The following is a 21,214-nucleotide window of genomic DNA, read 5'->3' on the forward strand; positions in this document are numbered from 1 at the left end:
TCTGAATCTAGTAGCGAAGACGGGAGTTGAACCCGTGACCTCAGGGTTATGAATCCTGCGCTCTAACCAACTGAGCTACCTCGCCGTGTGATTTTTCGAGGTGCAAATCTAGCCATTGTTTGTTTATTAGCAAGTCTTTGTAAAAACTTTTGATACATTCGTATAAAATTAATACATTGAGAACATTAGAAATTGATATTTAGAATATGAGCAAGTTCAAATTTGTAGGGGAATATGAGATTAGAGCATCGAAAAAAATGCTATATCCATACTTGTCAACAGCAAGTGGGCTCGCCCAGTGGTTTGCTGACGATGTAAATATTGATGAAGACAAAACCTTTACCATTATTTGGGACGGGGAGGAGAATAAAGCTAAGATGGTTTCGCATCGAACCAATTCTCAAGTAAAATTTGAATTTGTATCGGATGATGAAGAGCCTAGTTATGTGGAGTTCAAAGTAGATATGAATGAGATGACCCAATCCGTGTTTATCAGAGTGACCGATTACTCAGATATGGATGATGAAAATGAACTCCAAGACTTATGGGAGAGTCTAATGACTAATCTTCGGGAAATAGTAGGTGGATAGTCTAAGCGTGTTCGAGACGAACCACAATCCCATCACAAACCGCGCATTTCCCAGCGAATAAGCCTGGTTTGCCATGTTCTTCTTGGCATTTTACACACCAATATCTTCCGCATGATCGGCAATGTAGAGTAGCTCTTTTCTCACATTTATTACAGTTATGCATGATTCCTCTTGTTTGTTCTAAATATAATAAATAATTGGAAACACATCTTTTTTGTTCGTGTAGATTAAATGTGTTTTGATGAAATAATTTAAAACAAAAGGAACTTTCATAAGGGAATGGTAGTATTAGGGTATGAGTGCTTTATAAAAATTAGTAGCTTTGTGAAGCTCGGTTTTACAAAAAATATCAAGTAATGAAGAAGACTTTTCTATTGAGTATCGGTTTAGTAGTAGTTGGTGTGTTAGCAGTATTAGAAGCTGCAGCTCAAGACAGCAAGGGTTTTGTAGCTTCTCCCAATGAAGGATGGATGGTGAATGTAGAGGAGGCTTATAAGTTGTCGGAAAAGACAAACAAGCCTATTCTTGCTAATTTTACAGGGAGTGACTGGTGTGGTTGGTGCAAAAAATTGAAAAGTGAAGTCTTTAGTAAACCTGAGTTTAAATCATGGGCTAAAGAGAATGTAATTCTGTTAGAATTGGATTACCCAAGAAGAGCCGCATTACCTGAAGCCCAAGTGAAGCAAAATGCTGAATTGCAACAAGCCTTTCGTGTGACAGGTTTTCCTACGATTTGGATGTTTGATTTGGATAGACCCGATGGCGAGCGTTTTCAAATCGAAGCATATGGAAAAACTGGGTATGCTGCTGGTGGACCTAATGCATATATCAAAAATTTGGATAAAATGATTGCACTCAAGCAGAAGAGTGTCAAATAAACGCTAGTAGTTTATCTAGCGTTGAATCCTCTCAGTTTTATTTGAGTCAATTTCCTTTTGGTATCGAGAGGAAAATCGCCCTTCATCATCCAGTCGTAGTAGCCAGGTTCTGCTTTGAGAATATCTTCTACGGGCTTGTGGCGGTGCTTTCCAAAGTTGAATACCTCTACGCCCTTGTCGTTGGTCACGAATCTGCCTGCTAGATCTACCATGTTTGCTGCAGATACTTCGTGGAGGCTTTTCATGTCATTGGAGATTTTGCCAATTACTTTGCCCATAGGGTTTACTACTTCTTGTCCGTCGTATTTTTCTATTTGAGCTTTGATGACTGCTGCTGTAGCTAAGGTGTCTGCTTCGGCACTATGTGCGCCATCAAGAGATTTGTCACAATAGAACTTGTAAGCGGCTGTTAGTGTCCGTTTTTCCATCATGTGGAAAATCTTTTGTGCATCTACAAATTTTCTATTAGAGGTATCAAATTCTACATCTACCCTTAAAAATTCTTCCACCAAAAGCGGAATGTCGAATTTTAAACAATTGAATCCACCCAAGTCACAACCTTGAAGAAATTCAGATAGACTTTTAGAAATGGATTTGAAAGTAGGGGCGTCCTTTACGTCTTTGTCGTATATGCCATGAATCATGCTGGTTTCGACAGGAATAGGAATCGTAGGGTTGATTTTCATCGTCTTGATGATTTCTTCGCCATCAGGCATGATTTTCACCACAGAGATCTCAACAATGCGGTCGGTAGATATGTTGGTTCCTGTTGTTTCCAAATCGAAAACTGCCAGTGGATTTTTTAGATTTAATTGCATTGCTGTTAGTTATATGATGGTGAATCAGTATGTCTGATTATTTAGTAATAGTGTTGGCGATAGAGCCTAAGTCTAACCCGCCAAATGTGCCAGAACTCATGAAAATCAAATTCTGGTTTTTCCAGTCTTTACGGAGTAAATGTGCCTGTAGTTGGGTGCTATCGGTAAATACCTGAATGTCTTTTCTATTAAAGGCTTTTCTGATATCTTCTTCGTTGATGGCAGTATAGTTTTTTTCTTCGATTAGCTTTTGGTCAAAGAATACAATGGCTTCGTTTGGTGCCTTAAATGTGTCTTTGTAATTGCCTAGGAAAGCTTTGTTTAGACTGCTGAAAGTATGTAATTCATAACAGGCGATGAGGTTTCTATTAGGGTGCAGCTCTTTGAGTGCGTTTGCAGTAGCCTCTAGTTTAGATGGCGCATGGGCAAAATCAGTATAAACAGCAGTATTTGAATTTTCAGACAGTAGGTTGTTCCTTTTGTATGCTCCTTCGAAGGAGGCTATTGCTTCGTAGAATTGTGCGCGACTGATGCCTATTCTCTTGAGTAGTGTTCTGGCTCCCTCAAGGTTTTGCATGTTGTGTTTGCCAAAGAGTTTGACAGGAGTTTCTTCATTCAAATAAAACCGCCCATTTTTCACTTTGTAATTGGGCGTTTCATATGGGTCAGCTTTTACATCAGTGCGCTCTTTGGTAGCTATTTTTTTTGCATACGCATCTTCTGTGCAGTAGATCAATGATCCTGCTTTAGGTGTCTGATTAGCAAGTTTTTCGAATTGAGCAAGGTAGCTATCTTCGGTAGGGTACACATTGATGTGATCCCATGCAGTACCACTGATCAAGGCAATGTGATGGTCGTATTTTAAAAATTTGGGTTCTAGGTCTAGTGGGGAAGTGAAGTATTCATCACCTTCTATTACGATGATTGGCGCATCAGAAAGTTTGATTGTCTCTTCAATGCCTTTGATTTTGGCTCCTACTACATAGTCGAAATCTCGATTCCAGTAATTTAATACATGGATGATGGAACCTGTGATGGTAGTTTTGCCATGACTGCCTGCGATTACGATTCTTTGTTTGTCGTCAGACTGTGATCGGATAAATGCAGGGTAAGACCAAATTTTAATGCCGAGTGCCTGTGCTTTGAGTAGTTCGGGGTTGTCTGCTTTGGCGTGCATGCCCACGATCACAGCGTCTAGCGAATTGTCGATCAGATTGGCGTTCCATCCCATTTGTGTGGGTAGCAAGCCGTTCTCATTTAATAAAGAAGCCGCAGGGTCATATATCTTGTCGTCGGAGCCGCTTACCGTCATGCCCTTCTTTTTTAGGGCTATAGCCAAACTGCTCATAACTGCGCCTCCAATGGCAATAATGTGAATTTTTTGATGAATTTGACTCATGCAGGTTTTGAATTTTTTCAAAAATAAGACAATTAGTAAGGTGTACAAATTAAACCTCTCCTTAAAATTTCATCAACAATATTATGATTGTATTACGTTTATTAATGGACTAGCTGGTTCAAATGATATGTTTTAGTGGCTTAGGCATTAGTCTGCCATTTTATGGTTTGCTTCCATAGTAGATAGGTTTTCAATGACTTAAGTAGATGATGTTTCTTGTCTAAGTGGGGTTAGCAATGGAATGATATACGTTGTGAAATTCATTGTGGAAATGTTGTTATTAAACCACCCTAGGTTTTGAGAGAATACATCATCTGTTTGCATAAGTTTGCTTTTCGAATACACACTAGAAATTAATCCTAGATTTCTTTTATAAACAATTATGGCCAATATAGATTCTCCAGATCAAGGAAATGTCAGAAGTAAAGCAGGTGCTAGAAAGAGCAACTCGTCCAAAGCGGGTTTAGTACCACTGGGGAAATTGCAGCCTCAGGCTGTAGATATAGAGGAGACGGTGCTAGGTGCATTGATGTTAGAAAAAGATGCTTTGACCACAGTCATTGATATTCTCAAGCCACAAAGTTTCTACGATGATCGACATGCCAAAATATATGAAGCTATTGTTCAGCTTTTTAATAAGTCAGAACCAGTAGATATCATGACTGTTACGGCTCAATTGCGTAAGAATGGCACGTTGGAGATGGCAGGAGGAGCTTATCATATTGCTAACCTGACGACAAGAGTCAACTCAGCAGCTAATATAGAATATCACGCCAGAATCATCACTGAGCAGGCGATCAAAAGAGATTTGATTAGAATCTCGGCTAAGATTCAAGAAGATGCATTTGAGGATACAGAGGATGTATTTGAGCTATTGGATAGGACAGAACAGGCCTTGTTTGAGATTTCGGAATCCAATATAAAAAAGAATTATGCTGGAATGCAGCAGTTGATGCATGAGGCTATTATGGAAATAGAAGCCAGAAAAGAGCATAAAGATGGTTTGACTGGTGTACCTAGTGGTTTTACAGAGCTCGACCGGGTGACTGCAGGGTGGCAACCTTCGGATTTGGTGATTATAGCAGCCCGTCCTGCCATGGGTAAGACGGCCTTTGTCGTCTCGGCTATGAGAAATGCAGCAGTGGATTTTGGCGAGGGAGTAGCTATTTTCTCTTTGGAGATGTCTGCTATTCAGTTGGTCAATAGACTTATTTCTGCAGAAGCAGAATTGGAGAGTGATAAAATCAAGAAAGGTAACCTGGCAGATCACGAGTGGGAGCAGCTGGTTCACAAAACAGCCAGACTCACAGAAGCCCCCATATTTATAGATGATACGCCAGGTTTGAGTATTCTTGAATTGCGAGCGAAGTGTAGACGACTAAAGGCTCAGCATGACATCAAGATGATTATTATTGATTACTTGCAACTGATGTCTGGTGATTCTTCGAAAGCGGGTGGTGGTCCTGGAAATAGGGAGCAGGAAATTGCTTCTATATCAAGAGCACTTAAAGGAATAGCAAAAGAATTGAATGTGCCAGTGATCGCACTGTCACAGCTTAGTAGAGCCGTAGAAACCAGAGGTGGAGATAAGCGTCCTCAGTTGTCGGATTTGAGGGAGTCAGGATCTATCGAGCAGGATGCTGATATGGTAATGTTCCTTTATCGCCCAGAGTATTATGATATCACAGAGGATGAGGATGGTTTGCCTACAGCAGGTACTGGAGAAGTGATCATAGCTAAGCACAGGAATGGCTCGCTAGAAAATGTAAAATTGAAGTTTATTGGTCGATTCACCAAGTTTGCAGATCTGGATGGGTCTATCATGGGCGGGGATTATAGCGGAGGAGGATTCCCTTCTGCAGGTATTCCAGCGGAGTTTGATAGCGTACCTAATACCGTAACATTCCCTTCCAAAGCCAATGATGGAGATGGTGCTGCGTCTTCGGGAGATGCTCCTTTTTAAGTGTGAAAAATAGAATTGATTTAGTCCTTTTTTAGTTTTCTAGAATTAGAAATTCAACCCTTCTGTTTAATGCTTGGTTTTGCGGGCTGTTGTTGGGTACGATGGGTTGATTGCTGCCATATCCTTTGTACTCCAGTCTGAATTCATTCAGGCCTTTGGCAACCAGATAGTCTACCACTGCTTTTGCGCGAGCCTCGGAAAGCAATAGATTATATTCTCGCGACCCCACATTATCAGTATGTCCTTCTATTTCAATTTTCACCCTTCGGTGTTTTTCTAAATAAGTCAAAAGCTTGTTGAGCTCCAGATAAGACGACCTGAGAAGAGTTGCTTGGTCAAATTCGAAATAGATGTTTTGTAAGGTGAATTTCTTTCCGACTTCTGCAGGACCAAAATAGTCATCTTCTGGCTCGGTGATGGAAATTTGAGGGTCAGGATAAATAGACTCCATTGGATCTACGGGTCTTACCAATATATCGTCTATGAAATAATAAGCAATTTGAGGTTGCAAGTGTTTTGGGGTGCGTTTGTCACGTACCTGTGAGAATTTTCGTTTGGTTTTTTTAATCTTTAGTGATGAGTCTGGGGCAAATGTACCAATAGTAAGTGCAAGCTCGTCGCCCTCTGCTGTGAATGTACCAGAAACCTTAGTCCATCCCTCATGATCGTCTATCATGCGGTCTTTAGGGTTAGTGATTTGGGGTTTGTAATGATTGAAGTTCATAGCTTGCCAGTCAAAATTGGGCATATCTCTAGTAAAATACATGCCGATACTGTTGATGGCAAACTCACAGTTGTCGGCTAGGTTTACCCACATTTCCGCATAATATTTATGACCAGCTACTAGTGGCTTGGTGAGTTGAATCATGGCATATTCTCGGTGATTTTCGGGTACGTGCCAGCCTCTGCCACTTTTTGAGGTGAGGTAAGAAATTAAGCCAATATAAGCCTCGCCACCATGCGCAGGTTGTTCACCGAATACATTTTCAGGTGTACCCATAAAATCATTGATGCAGCAAGAATGAAAAAAGTCAGGAGATGGATCTGCTGTACCAAATGGAAACCAAGATTTAGTGAATTTGAGTTGATTCATGGTGAATGGGCATTCCCAGATTTCTTCGAAACCAGAGTTGATCACCATATTCTGACCCTGTGCTGATACGATCAGTAGGAGCCATAATGCTCCCAATAAAGTTCCATTTTTGACCATAAATGCAATATACCCATCGGGTACTATTTATAAAGCATCTCAATATTTGTTTTATTTATTCTTGTGAAAATTGTATTGAAAATGCAAGGTCAGATATAGCTCCAGTTTGTTGTTTAAACTTTGAATTGAAGCGACTGATTTGAAGTGATTTATGCTTGTAATAGATTTTCTAATGACGATTTTGGGTTTATGTTTGCAGCATGATAAGTACCACATCTTTGATGAAAAAGAAAAGTATAGGAATACTTCTGATGTATGCACTTGCTGTTGTCTTTTTTGTGGCTTGTGAAGAAGAGGTTGAGCCACTAATCAGCGACCCTTCGGTTAGTATTTTCTTTTTGAATAAAGACAGTCTAGATCAGGTTAATGTGATTATTGATTCTCTGTCCGAAGAGCAAGTGAAGTATGATACTGTAATTACTAACTTGGAAACTAGTGCCGACCAGTTGGTGGATAGATTGATTGTTATTACGGATTCCATTGCGAATGGAGGAGATTTGGATCAAGAGAGAGAACAGATTATTCATGATTTGGATACTTTGAACCTGTATTTGACAGGAATAGAACGAGAAGATTCAGTGGTGAATGCAACGAAGAGTGGTTGGAACTCTACAGCAGCTACTATTTCATCAGGGTTTCTGAAAGTGACTTCTATTGAGAATACTAAAAAGAGGCGCAGTATTGTATATGAAGAAAGTTCCTCTAATTGGAAATTGCCATTGGATATGCGAGCGAATGATGTTGATCTGGATATTAAAATTGCTGACCGTACATATCGGTTGGCAGTGGGTTATAGTAGGTCTACCGTTACGGATGAAAAGAATAAAGTAATTATTAGAACTTCGGATTTTGAAATTATATCGACGACTTTTAATTCTGCAAGCGTGACTTGTGGAGATTGTATCGATAGCCAAACGACCATATATGTCGAATTCTAAATGCATATCATTTGTCATATTGTTGCTGACAGCTTCGCTTGCGCAGGCACAGGAGGCTGCGTTGGCTAAAGAGACACTCGTAACTGAAGAAATGACCGAGAAGAAGATGCCTCTGTTTTCGTCTGTGGCCGTCTCGCTAGATTATGGAAAATTGTTTGGACAATTTTTAAAGACAGAATCTAAGTTTGAGTTTGGAGGACAGTTGGAGTTTAGAAATAAGTTGATCCTAGTAGGAGAATATGGATTTGCTACGCTCAACCCGAATGGAGCGTATCAAAATACTGACTATCAGTCAGAGGGCAATTATTTCCGAGTAGGGCTTGGGTATAAAATTGACATGAGTGCTAAAAATAACATCTATTTCTCCGCTCGTTATGCAAGAGCAGCCTATAGTGATAAAGGTACGATCGACATCGCGAGTGCTTCGGGTATTTATGACGATCTCATGGAGTCTTTTTATAGAAGAGATCTTTCTGCTCAATGGTTTGAAGTGGCTATGAGTTCGGAGGCTAGGTTATGGAAAGGGCTGTATGCAGGGTTTCATTTGCGCCTACGCATTATGGATAAATACGATGAACAGGAGCCGTTGGATGTTTATTCTATTCCTGGTTATGGGCGTACGTTCGATCGATCTATTCCTGCTCTCAATCTGTATTTGAAGTATGCCTTGGAGCGTTTTTGATAGCTCCTTGATTACTTGAATTAAAAAAGCTTAAACTTAATTGACCAGACCACTTGCAGGTCTGTTTTGCTGTGTTAATTTTGCGCATGGCAGAAAAGATTATCATCCTCGATTTCGGTTCTCAATACACCCAATTGATCGCACGTCGCGTCAGAGAGCTGAATGTTTATTGTGAAATACACCCCTTTAGTAAAATCCCTGAATTTGACGATTCTGTAAAAGGCTTGATCCTTTCAGGAAGTCCTTGCTCTGTGCGGCAAGAAGATCATCCAGATATCAATTTAGGAGCGTTAATTGGTGAAGTGCCCATTTTGGGCGTTTGCTATGGTGCTCAGCTGATCGCTCATAAATCTGGAGGCGAGATTATGCCGTCCAAGATTCGTGAATACGGACGTGCAAACCTGTCTAAGGTAGATTCAACTAATGAATTGCTCAAAGAGGTAGATATCAATTCTCAAGTATGGATGTCTCATAGTGATACGATCAAAAGTATTCCTGACAATTTTGAAGTCATTGCCAGTACACCGCATGTAGAAGTGGCTGCATTTCATAGCAAATCTCACCCTGTTTGGTGTATTCAGTTTCACCCAGAAGTGACGCATTCTACGGAGGGCAAAATCATTTTAAGAAATTTTGTCGTCCACATCTGCAAGTGTAGCCAAGATTGGACGCCAGACATCTTTGTGGATGCTACAGTGGCTGAGTTGAAAGACCAGTTGGGCAATGACCAAGTGGTACTTGGATTGTCTGGAGGCGTGGACTCTTCTGTGGCTGCCATGCTGATCCATCATGCGATAGGTAAGAACTTGCATTGCATTTTTGTAGACAATGGTTTGTTGAGAAAAAATGAGTTTGAAGATGTTCTGAAATCGTACGAAGGTATGGGACTCAATGTGAAGGGAGTCAATGCAGCGAAGGAGTTTTACAAGGCATTAGAAGGGCTTACAGATCCGGAAGAAAAGCGCAAAGCGATCGGTCGTGTTTTTATTGAAGTATTCGACGCCGAAGCTAAGAAAATTAAGAATGTAAAATGGTTGGGGCAGGGTACGATCTATCCAGATGTAATTGAGTCTGTTTCGGTGAATGGACCTTCTGTTACCATCAAGTCTCATCACAACGTAGGAGGTCTTCCTGCTAAGATGAATTTGAAGGTTGTGGAGCCTCTCAATACCCTCTTCAAAGACGAGGTAAGAAGGGTAGGTAGAGCACTCGAAATTGATGAAAAAATATTAGGTCGTCATCCATTTCCAGGGCCAGGATTAGGTATCAGAATTTTGGGAGATATCACAGCAGAAAAGGTGGAGATTCTACAGGAGGTTGATCATATTTTTATCAATGGACTGAAGGACAAAGGACTTTATAATGACGTATGGCAAGCAGGGGCTATGCTGCTGCCTATTCAGTCTGTAGGAGTGATGGGCGACGAGCGGACTTACGAACGAGTAGTGGCGCTAAGGGCGGTCTCTAGTGTGGATGGAATGACTGCCGATTGGTGTCATTTGCCATACGATTTTTTGGCAGATATTTCGAACCAAATTATCAACAAAGTAAAGGGAGTCAACCGTGTGGTGTACGACATCAGTTCAAAGCCGCCAGCTACGATCGAGTGGGAATAAACCCTGGTAAATATTAGAACTGATCTGATTGGATTAGTTCATTCAATTCTTTCAAAATCAAATCGCAGAGTTCTCGTAGCTCTGCGATTTGTTTTGGTATCATCTCTATATTTCTTGGTGCTTTGGCATTGGCTTCTAGTTCGCGAATGTGCGCTGATACTCCATCAATGTTTAGGAGCAAAAGCGAGGGTTTTAGCTTGTGCATCAGCCGCCCTACCTCATGCCACTTTTCAGCTTTCCCTTCCCGCTCTATGTCTTGGATCATCTCGGGTGTGTTCTTCACGATGGTCATGATCATTTCATAAATGAATTCTCTATCGTGATCACTGATTTCATATAGATAGGAGAGGTCAAGCGGAAGTTCGATTTTGACAGATGCCATTTTTACTGATGATATGTATGTGAAAATATGAAACTACAAAATAAATAGAATTCCTCATTTGATTGCTAAAAAGCATGATAAATGAATGGTATGATTTTGTTCGTTTTTACTGATAGATAAAATCTATCATTAGTGTTTATTGATTTATTAATCAGTTGTTTATCTCTTTTATATTAAACTATAAGTTGCATATTTTTTCGCCAGTTTTTTTGATAAGCAAAACCTCGGTAAGCTTTATAAGCTGTCTTTGCTTTGGTGGTTAAAAGCCTGCCGCTACACTTTCATTTCGAGTGATGTCAGGGGCACCTTCTATGGAGCCATCTTTATGTACCATGATACATTCTAGTTTGCCTAAGGCTTTACGAAATTCGATTTGGTGCCCTAGACTAGCTATTGAATCTAAAAGTGGTTGATCGAATTTTCCTTGCTCAAAATATACTTTGTCGGGCAACCATTGACTGTGAAATTTTGGAGCATTCACCGCTTGCTGCATGGTCATCTGATGATCTATAGTATTGAGTATGGTTTGATATACTGAGGTGATAATGGTGGACCCTCCGGGTGTGCCTAATACCATTTTAATTTTGCCTTCTTTTTCAACGATTGTAGGAGTCATAGAACTGAGCATTCTCTTCTCTGGTTCGATCGCATTTGCGGCTGTGCTGATCAGACCAAACTGGTTGGGTACGCCTGGCTTAGCACTGAAGTCATCCATCTCATTGTTGAGGAAAAAACCAGCGCCTTGTACGACTACTTTCGACCCAAAGTAGCTGTTTAAAGTAGTGGTAATTGCAATCGCATTTCCAGCTTGATCTAGTATGGAAAAGTGTGTGGTCTCCATACTCTCTATGACCTCTACTTGTCCTTCTTTTATTTGTGACGAGGGTGTTGCAAGGGACGGGTCAATGTTGGAGAATTTGGATTGATTATAGGCAGTACTAAGCAGTCGGTCAAGAGGCATCTCGACAAAAGCAGGATCACCTAAATAGGTCGATCGATCAGCATATGCACGGCGTTCTATTTCAATCATTTTATGGATGGTTTCACTTGTATTATAACCTGATTTTTCTAGGTCGTAAAACTCAGATCCTTGGAGCATTTGTAGTAAAGTAATGCCACCAGCAGAGGGAGGTGGCATGGTGATTATTTTGTGGTTTTTGTAAGTGCCAACGAGTGGTTTTCTCCATTTAGATTCGTATCTGTTAAGGTCTGCTTGAGTAAGTAATCCGTGACCTTTTTTGCTTTCAGAAATGATGCTGGCGGCGACCCACCCTTTATAGAATCCACTGCGTCCGTAATCTCTGATTGCGGTTAATGTTTTAGCAAGGTCTTGATTGATTAGTGTGTCTCCTTGGTTCCAATTTTCTTCTTTCGAATATGGTGTTTGCCTTTGATTTACTTGCAGGAAAGTAGTTTTAAATCGATTGAGTTCTTTTGCTAATGTTTTGTTGATGGCATGACCGTTTTTAGCTAAATCGATAGCAGGTTGAAGAATGGTAGCCAGTGGAAGAAGGCCATATTTTTCATGGATTTTGAGTAGTCCATCTACGGACCCAGGTACGCCTACGGCCAAATGTCCGACTAAACTTTTGTTAGGTACTACCTGGCCAGTGGAATCTTGATACATGTTTTTTGTGGCTGCTAGAGGTGCTTTTTCTCTGAAATCTAGCGTGCCTATTTCTCCATCATTGAGTCGGTATACGGCAAATCCACCACCGCCTAAGTTGCCAGCTTGTGGGTATACGACCGCAAGGGTGAAATGTGTAGCGACTGCAGCATCGAAAGCATTGCCGCCAGCTAGGAGGGCTTGCTTGCCTGCCTCAGATGCTAAGGAGTGGGCAGAGACCACCATTGCATTTTTGGTTAGCAGACCTGTTTCGGGTTGAGTTGTGTCTATTGTTGTGCACGAAGCATAAAGCCATGCGGTGATGGAAAAGAGGAGTATTTGTATTTTCATTCTGTGTATGGATTATTGATGCTCTAATTTAAACATTTGGAATATGGATGCGGAAGGATTATGTGCGAACCTAAATTGCGAAGGAAATCCTATTACTAAACTTAGGTAATGGGTAAATTGCCTCTCTAATAAATTTAGAATTATGAATAGACCTGATTTCGACGATATCTATATGGAACTGGCAGTCAACTTGGCTAAGCGTTCTCATTGTATCAAACGACACGTAGGAGCGGTACTGGTGAAAGAGACTAGAATTATTTCAATAGGTTATAATGGGCCTCCAGCCCATACGCACAACTGTGATGAAGAATTTCCTGAAAAAGGTTGTGACCGTGATTCGAAAGGCAGCTGTACGCTAGCTATCCATGCAGAACAAAATGCAATTTTGTATGCGGTAAAGAATAATGCATCGGTAGAAGGGTCGAAATTGTACGTGACTCTCTCGCCTTGTCTGTCTTGTGCCAGAATTATCTATTCTATGGGGATTTCAGAAGTGGTGTATCTTAAGTCCTATGCGGAATACAAAGGATTGAAATCAGATGAAGGAATAGATTTTCTTGAAAAATTTGGAGTTAGCTGTAAAAAATATGAAGGGGAGATCGCAAACCTGACGGCGCTTATTTAAAAACTAGGAAGGCTTAAAAAAAGGAAGGGGCTGCCTTTTGACGTGCAACCCCTAAACCAACCTAACCTAAACTTACCTCAACAACCTTAAATGTTGTAATTGAATGCTATATCTGATGTAACGATTATCGTGCCAAAAAGATTAAGCAATTCGAAAATATTTTTCTTTCTTTCGAAATTGTGATACAAAGATAATAAGCTGTAGCTACACACAAAACTATTGTGGGTAAAAATGTAATTTTTACGGATTTCTACTATTTATTAGGGGAATTACCTAGTTGGACGGAAGTATATTGGGTTGAATGGAACTATATCCTCCGTTATTATATTTTAGTCTTGAAAATAGCTTTTTAACTACTGCCTAATAATGGCTTATGCAAGAACAAAAACGTGTTGTAATAATTGGTAATGGGATAGCGGGTATCACTGCTGCTCGGCATATTCGCAAGCAGAGTGATTGTGAAATCTTGGTGATCTCAGGAGAGAGTGATTATTTTTTTTCAAGAACAGCACTCATGTATGTATACATGGGGCATATGGAATTCGAACATACGCAACCTTATGAAAACTGGTTTTGGGAGAAAAATAGAATTGAATTGCTCAAAGGCTGGGTGAGAAAGATTGATTTCGAATCTAAAACACTACATATCGATGAGGATAAAACATTGCCCTATGACACACTTGTCATAGCGACAGGGTCGGTACCCAATAAATTTGGGTGGCCAGGTCAAGATGCAGTAGGAGTGAGCGGCTTATACCATGCGCAAGACTTGGGATATATAGAGCAGCATACAAGAGAGGCTAAACATGCGGTAGTTGTAGGTGGGGGACTAATAGGTGTTGAATTGGCTGAAATGCTTCATTCCAGAAATATATCAGTCACTTTTCTGGTGAGGGAAAATAATTTTTGGGATACAGTGATGCCCGAAGAGGAAGCGAAGATGATCAATCAAGAGATTTTGGATCATCACATAGATTTGCGCCTTGAGACAGAGCTGAAAGAAATAACCACTGATGGAGAGGGAAAGGTGACAGGTGTAATAACTAGTACGGGCGAAAATATAGCCTGTCAATTTGTGGGACTGACAGTTGGAGTGTCCCCAAATGTCAACTGGCTTAAGGATTCTGGTTTAGAGATCAATCGTGGTGTATTGGTGAATGAATACCTTGAAACAAATAAGCCAGATGTGTATGCTATTGGAGATTGTGCTGAGCGCCGTACGCCTACTGAGGGAAGAAGGCCGCTGGAGCAAGTATGGTACACTGGTCGTATGATGGGTGAAGTAGTGGCTCGAACGATCACAGGAGATCGAACGGCTTACCGTCCAGGCATATGGTTCAATTCTGCTAAGTTTTTTAACATAGAGTATCAAACTTACGGAAGGGTGAAGCCACAATTGAAAAGTGGTCAGGAACAATTCTTTTGGCAATCAAAGGATCAAAAAAAATCACTTCGAATCGTATTCGATGAGCAGACGATGGCCGTACTAGGTGTGAATGTATTGGGGATTAGAATGAGACACGAAATTTGGGATCAGTGGATAGCTGCGGGCCGTAAAATCAACCAAGTGATGGCCGAGTTGGAAAGTGCCAATTTCGACCCTGAGTTTTTCAAGGCCTACGAATACGATATTCGTCAAGTGTTTAATCGTGAGTTTGAGTATATGACTGTACCAAATAAAAAAGCATCCCTTCTAAAAAGACTATTCGCATGAATTATAAATTAATCCAAAATATAGGTCTGATTATTTTTTTAGTTGGGTTTGGAGCCTTTCTTATCAGTTTTGGCAGTGAAAAGTATCAGCTCACTAAGCAAACTATAGATCAGGTAATCTCAGATCCTACCAAAGCAGGATTGGTGAAGTCATTTGGCGAAAGCCAACTGTTACGTTCCTACCCGAATGCTTTCATGTTCAATAGTGAACTTGAGATCCTGTTTAATAAAATCAATGATTTTCAGTTGGATCGATTTGGTCTGAGCAATGATAGAATCCATCAAATTGTGGAGGCGAATCAGGATGGAAATTTCACTATGGATCAGGCACAGCATGCTTTCCGAACGAAGGATGCCATTACAGGTTTTCAGTGGGAGTCTTTTCAGACTTATGGGAGTTGGCTCGATGGTCGGTCATTCGGTAGTACAGACGAGCTTAGAGAGGCCTTGCAGTCCGTGCAGCACAATATCGCACAGTATGGTGTACTCAATCAGAAAGGGTTCAATACTTACGAGATAAAAGAGCTTAAATTTCAGTTGACCAAGGCTTCTTCTGTAGGTTGGGTTTCTGCCAACAAAACGCTGGCTCTAGTCATTGTCTATGGCTTGAGTATTTTGGGTGCGCTGATGTATATCCTACCAAACAAAAAGATCTTAGGCCCTCCAGGTATTAAGAATGACGGTACTTTTCATAGTAAGACCAAAAATATCGGTTGGATTGGGATATTGTTGGGAAGCTTTTTGATTCTCTTTTATGTAGTGCTGTATTTCTATCCCGAATACATGACGAGCTGGATATTGATGGTAGACCCTGTGAGCCAGTGGCTCAAGGGAGCAGACGCAGGTCGTTTTTTCCTTTATGGATTCATTTATACTTTGGCTATTTTGGTCATGGGTGTGCGGATGACAATCAAATACCGCCATAGTAAGTATCAGCTTTGGAGAACCACTTCGGTTATGTTTTTTCAGTTGGCTTTTGCTTTTCTCATTCCTGAAATTCTCATGCGATTGAATCAGCCTTATTTTGATTTTAAGAATATATGGCCATTAGACTATGATTTCTTTTTTGATAATGAGTTGAATGCGTTGATCAATCATGGAGGATTGGGTTTGTTTATGCTTGGTTGGGGAGTAGGGCTTACCGTGTTGGGCGTGCCTATAATGGTTTATTTCTTTGGTAAGCGGTGGTATTGTTCATGGGTGTGCGGGTGTGGCGGCTTAGCCGAAACATTAGGAGATCCTTTTAGACAATTATCTGATAAGTCATTGAAAGCCTGGCGATTCGAGCGAATATCCATACATAGTGTATTGGTGTTTGCCGTCTTGATGACTGTAGCGGTATTGTACACGTACTGGACAGGCGAAAGTGAATTGCTGGGAGTGAGTTCATACAAGCTTCGGGCTATTTATGGTAGCTGGATAGGGGCAGGATTTGCAGGTGTGGTCGGTACAGGTTTTTATCCCCTAATGGGAAATAGAGTGTGGTGTCGTTTTGGTTGTCCTTTGGCTGCCTATTTAGGCTTGGTACAGCGGTTCCAGTCTAGGTTTAGAATCACCACCAACGGTGGTCAGTGCATCTCATGCGGCAATTGCTCTACCTACTGTGAGATGGGGATAGATGTGCGAGCATATGCTCAACGAGGAGAGAACATCGTAAGATCGTCGTGTGTAGGTTGTGGCGTTTGTTCTTCAGTGTGCCCTAGAGGGGTACTCAATTTAGAGAATCGTGCGGATAACAATCGATTCGAGACGGCGGGGTTGATTGGTAATGACAGCTTTCCTGAAATAAAAAAATAGCCGGGGAGGTGATCCACGGCTATCAAATGTTTTTGGTTTGAAAAACTTTAAACTGCGAAGCTTTCGCCACAGCCACACGTACGGGTGGCATTTGGATTTACAAACTGAAAGCCTTTTCCATTGAGGCCATCTGAAAAATCTAAAGTAGTGTCTAATAGATAAAAAAGACTTTTTTTGTCTACAATGACTTTAACTCCGTTAGCACCTTCAAAGACATCGTCTTTGTCAGTAATCTGATCGTCGAATGCAAGATCGTACATCAAGCCTGAGCAACCACCACCTTTGACGGATACGCGTAGGTTGTGATTATCTGTATGGCCTTCAGCCTTCTTCAATTCAACAATTCTGTTTTGCGCTTTTTCTGATACGTTCAACATAGTTTTTATATTTCTAATGGTATTTTGAATACCGATTTGAATGTCTATTTATAAAAGTACAAAACTCTTCGTGATACAGAAAAGTTTCACTTTTTTTGCAAATCTAACGATTTATTTAGAATCGGTTTAAATAATTAAGACCCAAAAATGAAACTAGAGCACATTGGTATTGCGGTGAAAAACCTAAAGGATTCAAACCTGCTTTTTGAACGGTTGTTTGGTCAGCCGAGTTATAAAGTGGAGCGTGTGGATTCCGAAAATGTATCTACTTCATTTTTTGAGGTGGGCGAATCCAAAGTGGAGCTACTAGAAGCTACCAATGAGGACAGCACCATAACTAAGTTTATAGAGAAGAACGGAGAAGGTATTCATCACATGGCTTTTGAAGTGGAGGATATCCATGCCGAGATGAAGCGGCTTGAAGGAGAAGGTTTTCAGTTGATTAATAAGGAACCCAAACGAGGAGCAGACAATAAATTGGTGTGTTTTTTACACCCCAAGTCGAGCAATGGTGTATTAGTGGAGTTGTGTCAAGAAATTAAAGTATAAGCATGTCAGAGCAAAAAAGAACAGAAATAGGCGAAATCGGAGAGTTTGGATTGATCGATCAGATCAGTGCCAAGTTTGCCACCAAGAATGAAACTACACTCAAAGGTATTGGTGACGACGCTGCTGTTTTTGGTTCGGGAGATTCTTTGCAATTGATTTCTACTGATATGCTCCTAGAAGGTGTACACTTCGATTTGTCGTATATGCCACTACAGCATTTGGGATATAAAGCCGTATCGGTCAATGTGTCTGATATTGCAGCTATGAATGGTCTACCTAAGCAAATCACGGTTAGTCTAGGGCTGAGTAATCGCTTTTCAGTGGAGGCGGTAGAAGAGCTGTACAAAGGGATTCAATTTGCTTGCGAGGACTATTCAGTGGATTTGGTAGGTGGTGATACGACATCATCGCCGTCAGGCTTAGTGATATCGATTTCTGTGATCGGGGAAGTAGCCAAAGACAAAGTAGTTTACCGAAAAAACGCTGAGGAAAATGACATTATCTGTGTGACTGGCGATTTAGGAGGTGCCTTTTTGGGGTTGCAAGTGTTGGAGAGAGAAAAGGCTGTTTTCAAGGCAAATCCAGACATGCAGCCTGATTTGGAAAAATACGATTTGATTGTGAAAAGACAGCTTAAGCCATCGGCGCGTATGGATGTGATTCATGAGTTGGGAGACCTTGGGCTGGTACCTACTGCTATGATCGATATTTCGGATGGACTGGCTTCTGAGTTGTTTCATATTGCAAAGCAATCGGAAGTGGGGGTGACGATCTATGAAGACAAGTTGCCAATAGCCAAGATGGCCTATGATACTGCTGTAGAATTCAATATGGATCCGATGACGTGTGCATTAAACGGCGGAGAAGATTATGAATTACTGTTTACTATTGGGCAGACAGATTTTGAAAAAATCAAAAATCACCCAGACATTGCTACCATTGGGTATATAGATAAGAAAGCCAACGGGTTGAAAATGGTGACTAAAAACAATAACACAGTAGCGTTAAAGGCACAGGGATGGAAGCATTTTTAGGCGTTTTAGCCTAGGTCATGCTTTAGGGCATATTTGACTAATCCAGCAGTGTTTTTTACGTCAAGTTTAGAAAGTAGATTCTTGCGGTGTGAGTTTACTGTATGATCGCTGATGTGTAGCTGTGTAGCAATCTCTGAGGTAGTGAACTCTGCAGTGATCAGTCTTATGATTTCTTTTTCTCTTTTGGTAAGAATCGGTACTTGCGTTTTTTTCTTGTCAGAAAACATCGTCGTCATAAACTTATCCTTTACTTCTTGAGAAAAGTATTTGTCGCCCTCGAATACAGTAGATATGGCAAGAAATAGTTCTTTCGGGTCTGCATTTTTGAGCAGATAGCCATCTACATCATTTTTAATCAGCTGCATCACCATTTCAGAGTCGCTGTGGGTGCTTACTACGATAGTTTTGGTCTTAGGGTACTTGCTTTTGATGTTTTTATTGAGGACGAGCCCGTCCATATTAGGCATACTCAAGTCTGTGATGACTATGTCGATAGGGGTTGATTTGATCAAATCAAGTACACCTAATCCATCCTTTGCTGTTCCTACGATATCAATGTGATCCTCTTTCTCTATGAGCACTTTGAGTCCTTCGAGAAACATGCTATGATCATCTGCTATTACCAATCTTATTTTTTTATCCATTGTCATGTGTTACTACGCTTTGGAGGAGGGGCACGTCTATACTTACGGTAGTGCCATGTCCAGGACTGGAGTCTATATGGATTTGTCCGTTAACTTGATTCACTCTGGAAGTGATGCTTTTCAGGCCAATTCCCAGGCTCATTTTCTTTGGGTCAAATCCATTGCCGTCGTCTTCGACCATTAGGTTGATTTCTGATTGGTTTTCGTTGAGTTGAATATCTACATGGGTGGGGTGTGCATGCTTGATGATATTACTCAATAATTCCTGAGTGACTCGGTAGAGTTCAAGTTTAGTATGGCTGGATAGCTGGTCTATCGCTTCTCTTTGCTGACAAATAAAGTCGATGGTAAAATCCACTCCCATGCGAAGCTCGTTGAGGTAGTTGTCTATCAATGTGGGCAGAGAAGAGTCTTTGACGGAGGGTGGCATCAGATGATGCGATAGGGTACGTACTTGGTCGTAGGTATTGTCGATTTGCGACAATACTTGCGTTATCGATGCTGAAACAGAAGCTTCGGGTATGCCGCTCAGGTTAAGTTTTATACTGGCTAGGTTTCCTGCTATGCCATCGTGTAGTTCTTGGGCGATGCGTTTCCTTTCTAATTCTTGCCCTTCTATATTGGCTTTCGAAGCTTTTAGTTCATTTTCCCGGATTAGTTCTTTTGTTTTTTGGGTATTAATTTCTTTTTGCTTTTGAGTGAGCGTATGTTGAACTTTTATTTTTTGAACATAAATATCTCTAATGAAGAGCAAGACGAGCAGGGCAATGATTACGCCAGCAATGGCTATGTTTCGGATGAGCGTTTGTTTGTTGAGTTCGGATTCTTGCAACTCTTTCTCTTTTTGTAATAGTAGAATGGCTTGTTCTTTTTTTTCGCTGTCAAATTGTGCCAATAGCTCATTGGTGTGTCGTTGATTTTCTTCGTTGCTCAGGCTGTCTCGCGTGTGTTCGAATCTCCAAAGGTGCTTCACTGCAGATTGGTAGTTTCCTAATCCTTCGTATGATAAGGCGATGTTGGCATGAATATAAGGCAGCATGCTGGGTTTGATGTAATCGTTTAGAGAGAGGCAATACTCAAAATAGGTGAGCGCGTGTTCGAAATCTTCCAGATTAAGGTAAATCAGCCCAATTTGATTGTATGAGTTCACTATACTAGCTTTTGAGTTTTCTTTTTTTCTCCTTTCCAGTACGTCAAGTCCATATATCAAAGCTCTTTCATATGACTGGCTTTCGATGTACGTTTGGGTGATTAGCTCCAAGGGTGAAATATCGCAATTTGGATTGTTTGTTAGCTCACAGAGCTTTATACTGTAGTCGAGGGTTTGAAGAGCCAAATCATACTGCTGTGTCCTGATATATACCAACGCTAAATTCGTGTTGCAAACAGACTTGGTATAAGGGTCGGTCATATTATTCAAACTCATTTGATAGTAGTAGATCGCTTGATCGTACTGATTTTGATCTAAAAAAATAGAAGCAATATTTTGGGTCAAATTAGGAATTTGATCAGTGTATTGTATTTTTTCAGCTAGAGCGAGTGCTTCCTGATATTCCTTCAGACTGCCTTGAAAATCGGATTGATAACGTAGAAATGTTCCCATCCACTTCTTACACAGTACCAAGTGGGTCGTATCTTTAGATACCAAACTAAGTCTAATGCCTTCTCGGAAATGTGACGCAGCTGAATCAAGCCCCAAATTGAAAAAGTAAGCCCTGCCAGTACTATAATGACCACGGATAATCCCCGACATATAAGCAATAGATTCACTCAATTGTAATGCTTGTCGTGTGAGAAGGGCGGCACTGTCAGGGGCAGTGCTGATAATCGATTCATAGTGGTCGTACATGGAGTCGATCTGAGTAGGTTTTAGATCGAGACCCTCTGCAGACCATACGGTATGATGCAGGAGTAATCCTATAAGTAAAATAAATACTGATAATCGCATAGCTGACCAGACTAACTGGAACGGAAAATTAATTGGATTTGCTCGATAATACACAGAAGAGGGGGAGCAATCTCTAATTTTTATCCCTAAAAGT

General features: G+C 40.8%; 19 protein-coding genes and 1 tRNA gene. 11 read left to right on the forward strand and 9 right to left on the reverse strand.

Features of this window, described 5'->3' with window-relative positions:
* Positions 1-11: 11 nt before the first annotated feature.
* A tRNA-Met gene (locus N7E81_RS11680) sits at positions 12-85 on the reverse strand.
* A gap of 121 nt (positions 86-206) precedes the next feature.
* Here N7E81_RS11680 and N7E81_RS11685 point away from each other — a divergent pair.
* Both N7E81_RS11685 and N7E81_RS11690 read left to right on the forward strand, forming a co-directional pair.
* Positions 207-590, forward strand: a complete 384-nt coding sequence (locus N7E81_RS11685; protein ID WP_263049766.1) for an START-like domain-containing protein — start codon at positions 207-209, stop codon at positions 588-590.
* A gap of 356 nt (positions 591-946) precedes the next feature.
* Positions 947-1,468, forward strand: a complete 522-nt coding sequence (locus tag N7E81_RS11690) for a thioredoxin family protein (protein ID WP_263049767.1) — start codon at positions 947-949, stop codon at positions 1,466-1,468.
* Positions 1,469-1,479: 11 nt separating this feature from the next.
* Here N7E81_RS11690 and N7E81_RS11695 read toward each other — a convergent pair whose 3' ends face one another.
* Both N7E81_RS11695 and N7E81_RS11700 read right to left on the reverse strand, forming a co-directional pair.
* Positions 1,480-2,286: a 3'-5' exonuclease gene (locus N7E81_RS11695; protein WP_263049768.1), complete on the reverse strand. Its 807-nt coding sequence runs from the start codon at positions 2,284-2,286 to the stop codon at positions 1,480-1,482.
* Between the two features lie 37 nt (positions 2,287-2,323).
* Positions 2,324-3,685, reverse strand: coding sequence for a UDP-N-acetylmuramate--L-alanine ligase (locus tag N7E81_RS11700; protein ID WP_263049769.1), 1,362 nt, complete (start codon positions 3,683-3,685; stop codon positions 2,324-2,326).
* A 382-nt stretch (positions 3,686-4,067) separates the two neighbouring features.
* Between N7E81_RS11700 and dnaB the strand changes: the two genes are divergently transcribed.
* On the forward strand, positions 4,068-5,648 hold the full coding sequence (gene dnaB, locus N7E81_RS11705) for a replicative DNA helicase (RefSeq protein WP_263049770.1): 1,581 nt from the start codon (positions 4,068-4,070) through the stop codon (positions 5,646-5,648).
* Positions 5,649-5,679: 31 nt separating this feature from the next.
* On the opposite strand, the gene N7E81_RS19320 is transcribed toward dnaB, so the two are convergent.
* Positions 5,680-6,837, reverse strand: a complete 1,158-nt coding sequence (locus tag N7E81_RS19320; protein ID WP_317624043.1) for an OmpA family protein — start codon at positions 6,835-6,837, stop codon at positions 5,680-5,682.
* A gap of 242 nt (positions 6,838-7,079) precedes the next feature.
* Between N7E81_RS19320 and N7E81_RS11715 the strand changes: the two genes are divergently transcribed.
* From N7E81_RS11715 to guaA, 3 genes are all read left to right on the forward strand, one after another.
* Positions 7,080-7,796: a hypothetical protein gene (locus tag N7E81_RS11715; RefSeq protein WP_263049771.1), complete on the forward strand. Its 717-nt coding sequence runs from the start codon at positions 7,080-7,082 to the stop codon at positions 7,794-7,796.
* On the forward strand, positions 7,783-8,478 hold the full coding sequence (locus N7E81_RS11720) for a DUF6048 family protein (protein ID WP_263049772.1): 696 nt from the start codon (positions 7,783-7,785) through the stop codon (positions 8,476-8,478). The genes N7E81_RS11715 and N7E81_RS11720 overlap by 14 nt, the downstream gene beginning before the upstream one ends.
* A gap of 86 nt (positions 8,479-8,564) precedes the next feature.
* The gene (gene guaA, locus N7E81_RS11725) at positions 8,565-10,094 is read left to right on the forward strand and encodes a glutamine-hydrolyzing GMP synthase (RefSeq protein WP_263049773.1); all 1,530 of its coding nucleotides are present in this window, start codon (positions 8,565-8,567) and stop codon (positions 10,092-10,094) included.
* Positions 10,095-10,107: 13 nt separating this feature from the next.
* Here guaA and N7E81_RS11730 read toward each other — a convergent pair whose 3' ends face one another.
* Positions 10,108-10,476: an Hpt domain-containing protein gene (locus tag N7E81_RS11730; protein WP_263049774.1), complete on the reverse strand. Its 369-nt coding sequence runs from the start codon at positions 10,474-10,476 to the stop codon at positions 10,108-10,110.
* A 259-nt stretch (positions 10,477-10,735) separates the two neighbouring features.
* Positions 10,736-12,433: a gamma-glutamyltransferase gene (gene ggt / locus N7E81_RS11735; protein ID WP_263049775.1), complete on the reverse strand. Its 1,698-nt coding sequence runs from the start codon at positions 12,431-12,433 to the stop codon at positions 10,736-10,738.
* 142 nt (positions 12,434-12,575) lie between these two features.
* On the opposite strand from ggt, the gene N7E81_RS11740 reads away from it, so the two are divergent.
* The 3 genes from N7E81_RS11740 to N7E81_RS11750 all read left to right on the forward strand — a co-directional run bounded on the left by N7E81_RS11740 (position 12,576) and on the right by N7E81_RS11750 (position 16,568).
* Positions 12,576-13,058 (forward strand): deoxycytidylate deaminase, encoded by a 483-nt coding sequence (locus tag N7E81_RS11740; protein ID WP_263049776.1) that lies wholly within the window; start codon positions 12,576-12,578, stop codon positions 13,056-13,058.
* A 373-nt stretch (positions 13,059-13,431) separates the two neighbouring features.
* Positions 13,432-14,772 carry an NAD(P)/FAD-dependent oxidoreductase gene (locus tag N7E81_RS11745; RefSeq protein WP_263049777.1) on the forward strand — a complete coding sequence of 447 codons (1,341 nt, stop codon included), beginning with the start codon at positions 13,432-13,434 and terminating at the stop codon, positions 14,770-14,772.
* Complete coding sequence (locus tag N7E81_RS11750) at positions 14,769-16,568, forward strand: 4Fe-4S binding protein (RefSeq protein WP_263049778.1); 1,800 nt, start codon at positions 14,769-14,771, stop codon at positions 16,566-16,568. The genes N7E81_RS11745 and N7E81_RS11750 overlap by 4 nt, the downstream gene beginning before the upstream one ends.
* 47 nt (positions 16,569-16,615) lie before the next feature.
* On the opposite strand, the gene N7E81_RS11755 is transcribed toward N7E81_RS11750, so the two are convergent.
* Positions 16,616-16,945: a HesB/IscA family protein gene (locus tag N7E81_RS11755; RefSeq protein ID WP_263049779.1), complete on the reverse strand. Its 330-nt coding sequence runs from the start codon at positions 16,943-16,945 to the stop codon at positions 16,616-16,618.
* A gap of 147 nt (positions 16,946-17,092) precedes the next feature.
* Between N7E81_RS11755 and mce the strand changes: the two genes are divergently transcribed.
* Together mce and thiL are read left to right on the forward strand one after the other, a co-directional pair.
* The gene (gene mce, locus N7E81_RS11760) at positions 17,093-17,494 is read left to right on the forward strand and encodes a methylmalonyl-CoA epimerase (RefSeq protein ID WP_263049780.1); all 402 of its coding nucleotides are present in this window, start codon (positions 17,093-17,095) and stop codon (positions 17,492-17,494) included.
* A gap of 2 nt (positions 17,495-17,496) precedes the next feature.
* Positions 17,497-18,528 carry a thiamine-phosphate kinase gene (thiL, locus tag N7E81_RS11765; protein WP_263049781.1) on the forward strand — a complete coding sequence of 344 codons (1,032 nt, stop codon included), beginning with the start codon at positions 17,497-17,499 and terminating at the stop codon, positions 18,526-18,528.
* A 5-nt stretch (positions 18,529-18,533) separates the two neighbouring features.
* Here the strand turns inward: thiL and N7E81_RS11770 are convergent, their stop codons facing one another.
* Both N7E81_RS11770 and N7E81_RS11775 read right to left on the reverse strand, forming a co-directional pair.
* Positions 18,534-19,172: a response regulator transcription factor gene (locus N7E81_RS11770; protein WP_263049782.1), complete on the reverse strand. Its 639-nt coding sequence runs from the start codon at positions 19,170-19,172 to the stop codon at positions 18,534-18,536.
* Complete coding sequence (locus N7E81_RS11775) at positions 19,165-21,120, reverse strand: tetratricopeptide repeat-containing sensor histidine kinase (protein ID WP_263049783.1); 1,956 nt, start codon at positions 21,118-21,120, stop codon at positions 19,165-19,167. Before N7E81_RS11775 ends, N7E81_RS11770 begins: the two co-directional genes overlap by 8 nt.
* Positions 21,121-21,214 lie beyond the last annotated feature (94 nt).

The sequence above is a fragment of the Reichenbachiella carrageenanivorans genome (genome assembly GCF_025639805.1).
Classification (GTDB): Bacteria; Bacteroidota; Bacteroidia; order Cytophagales; family Cyclobacteriaceae; genus Reichenbachiella; species Reichenbachiella carrageenanivorans.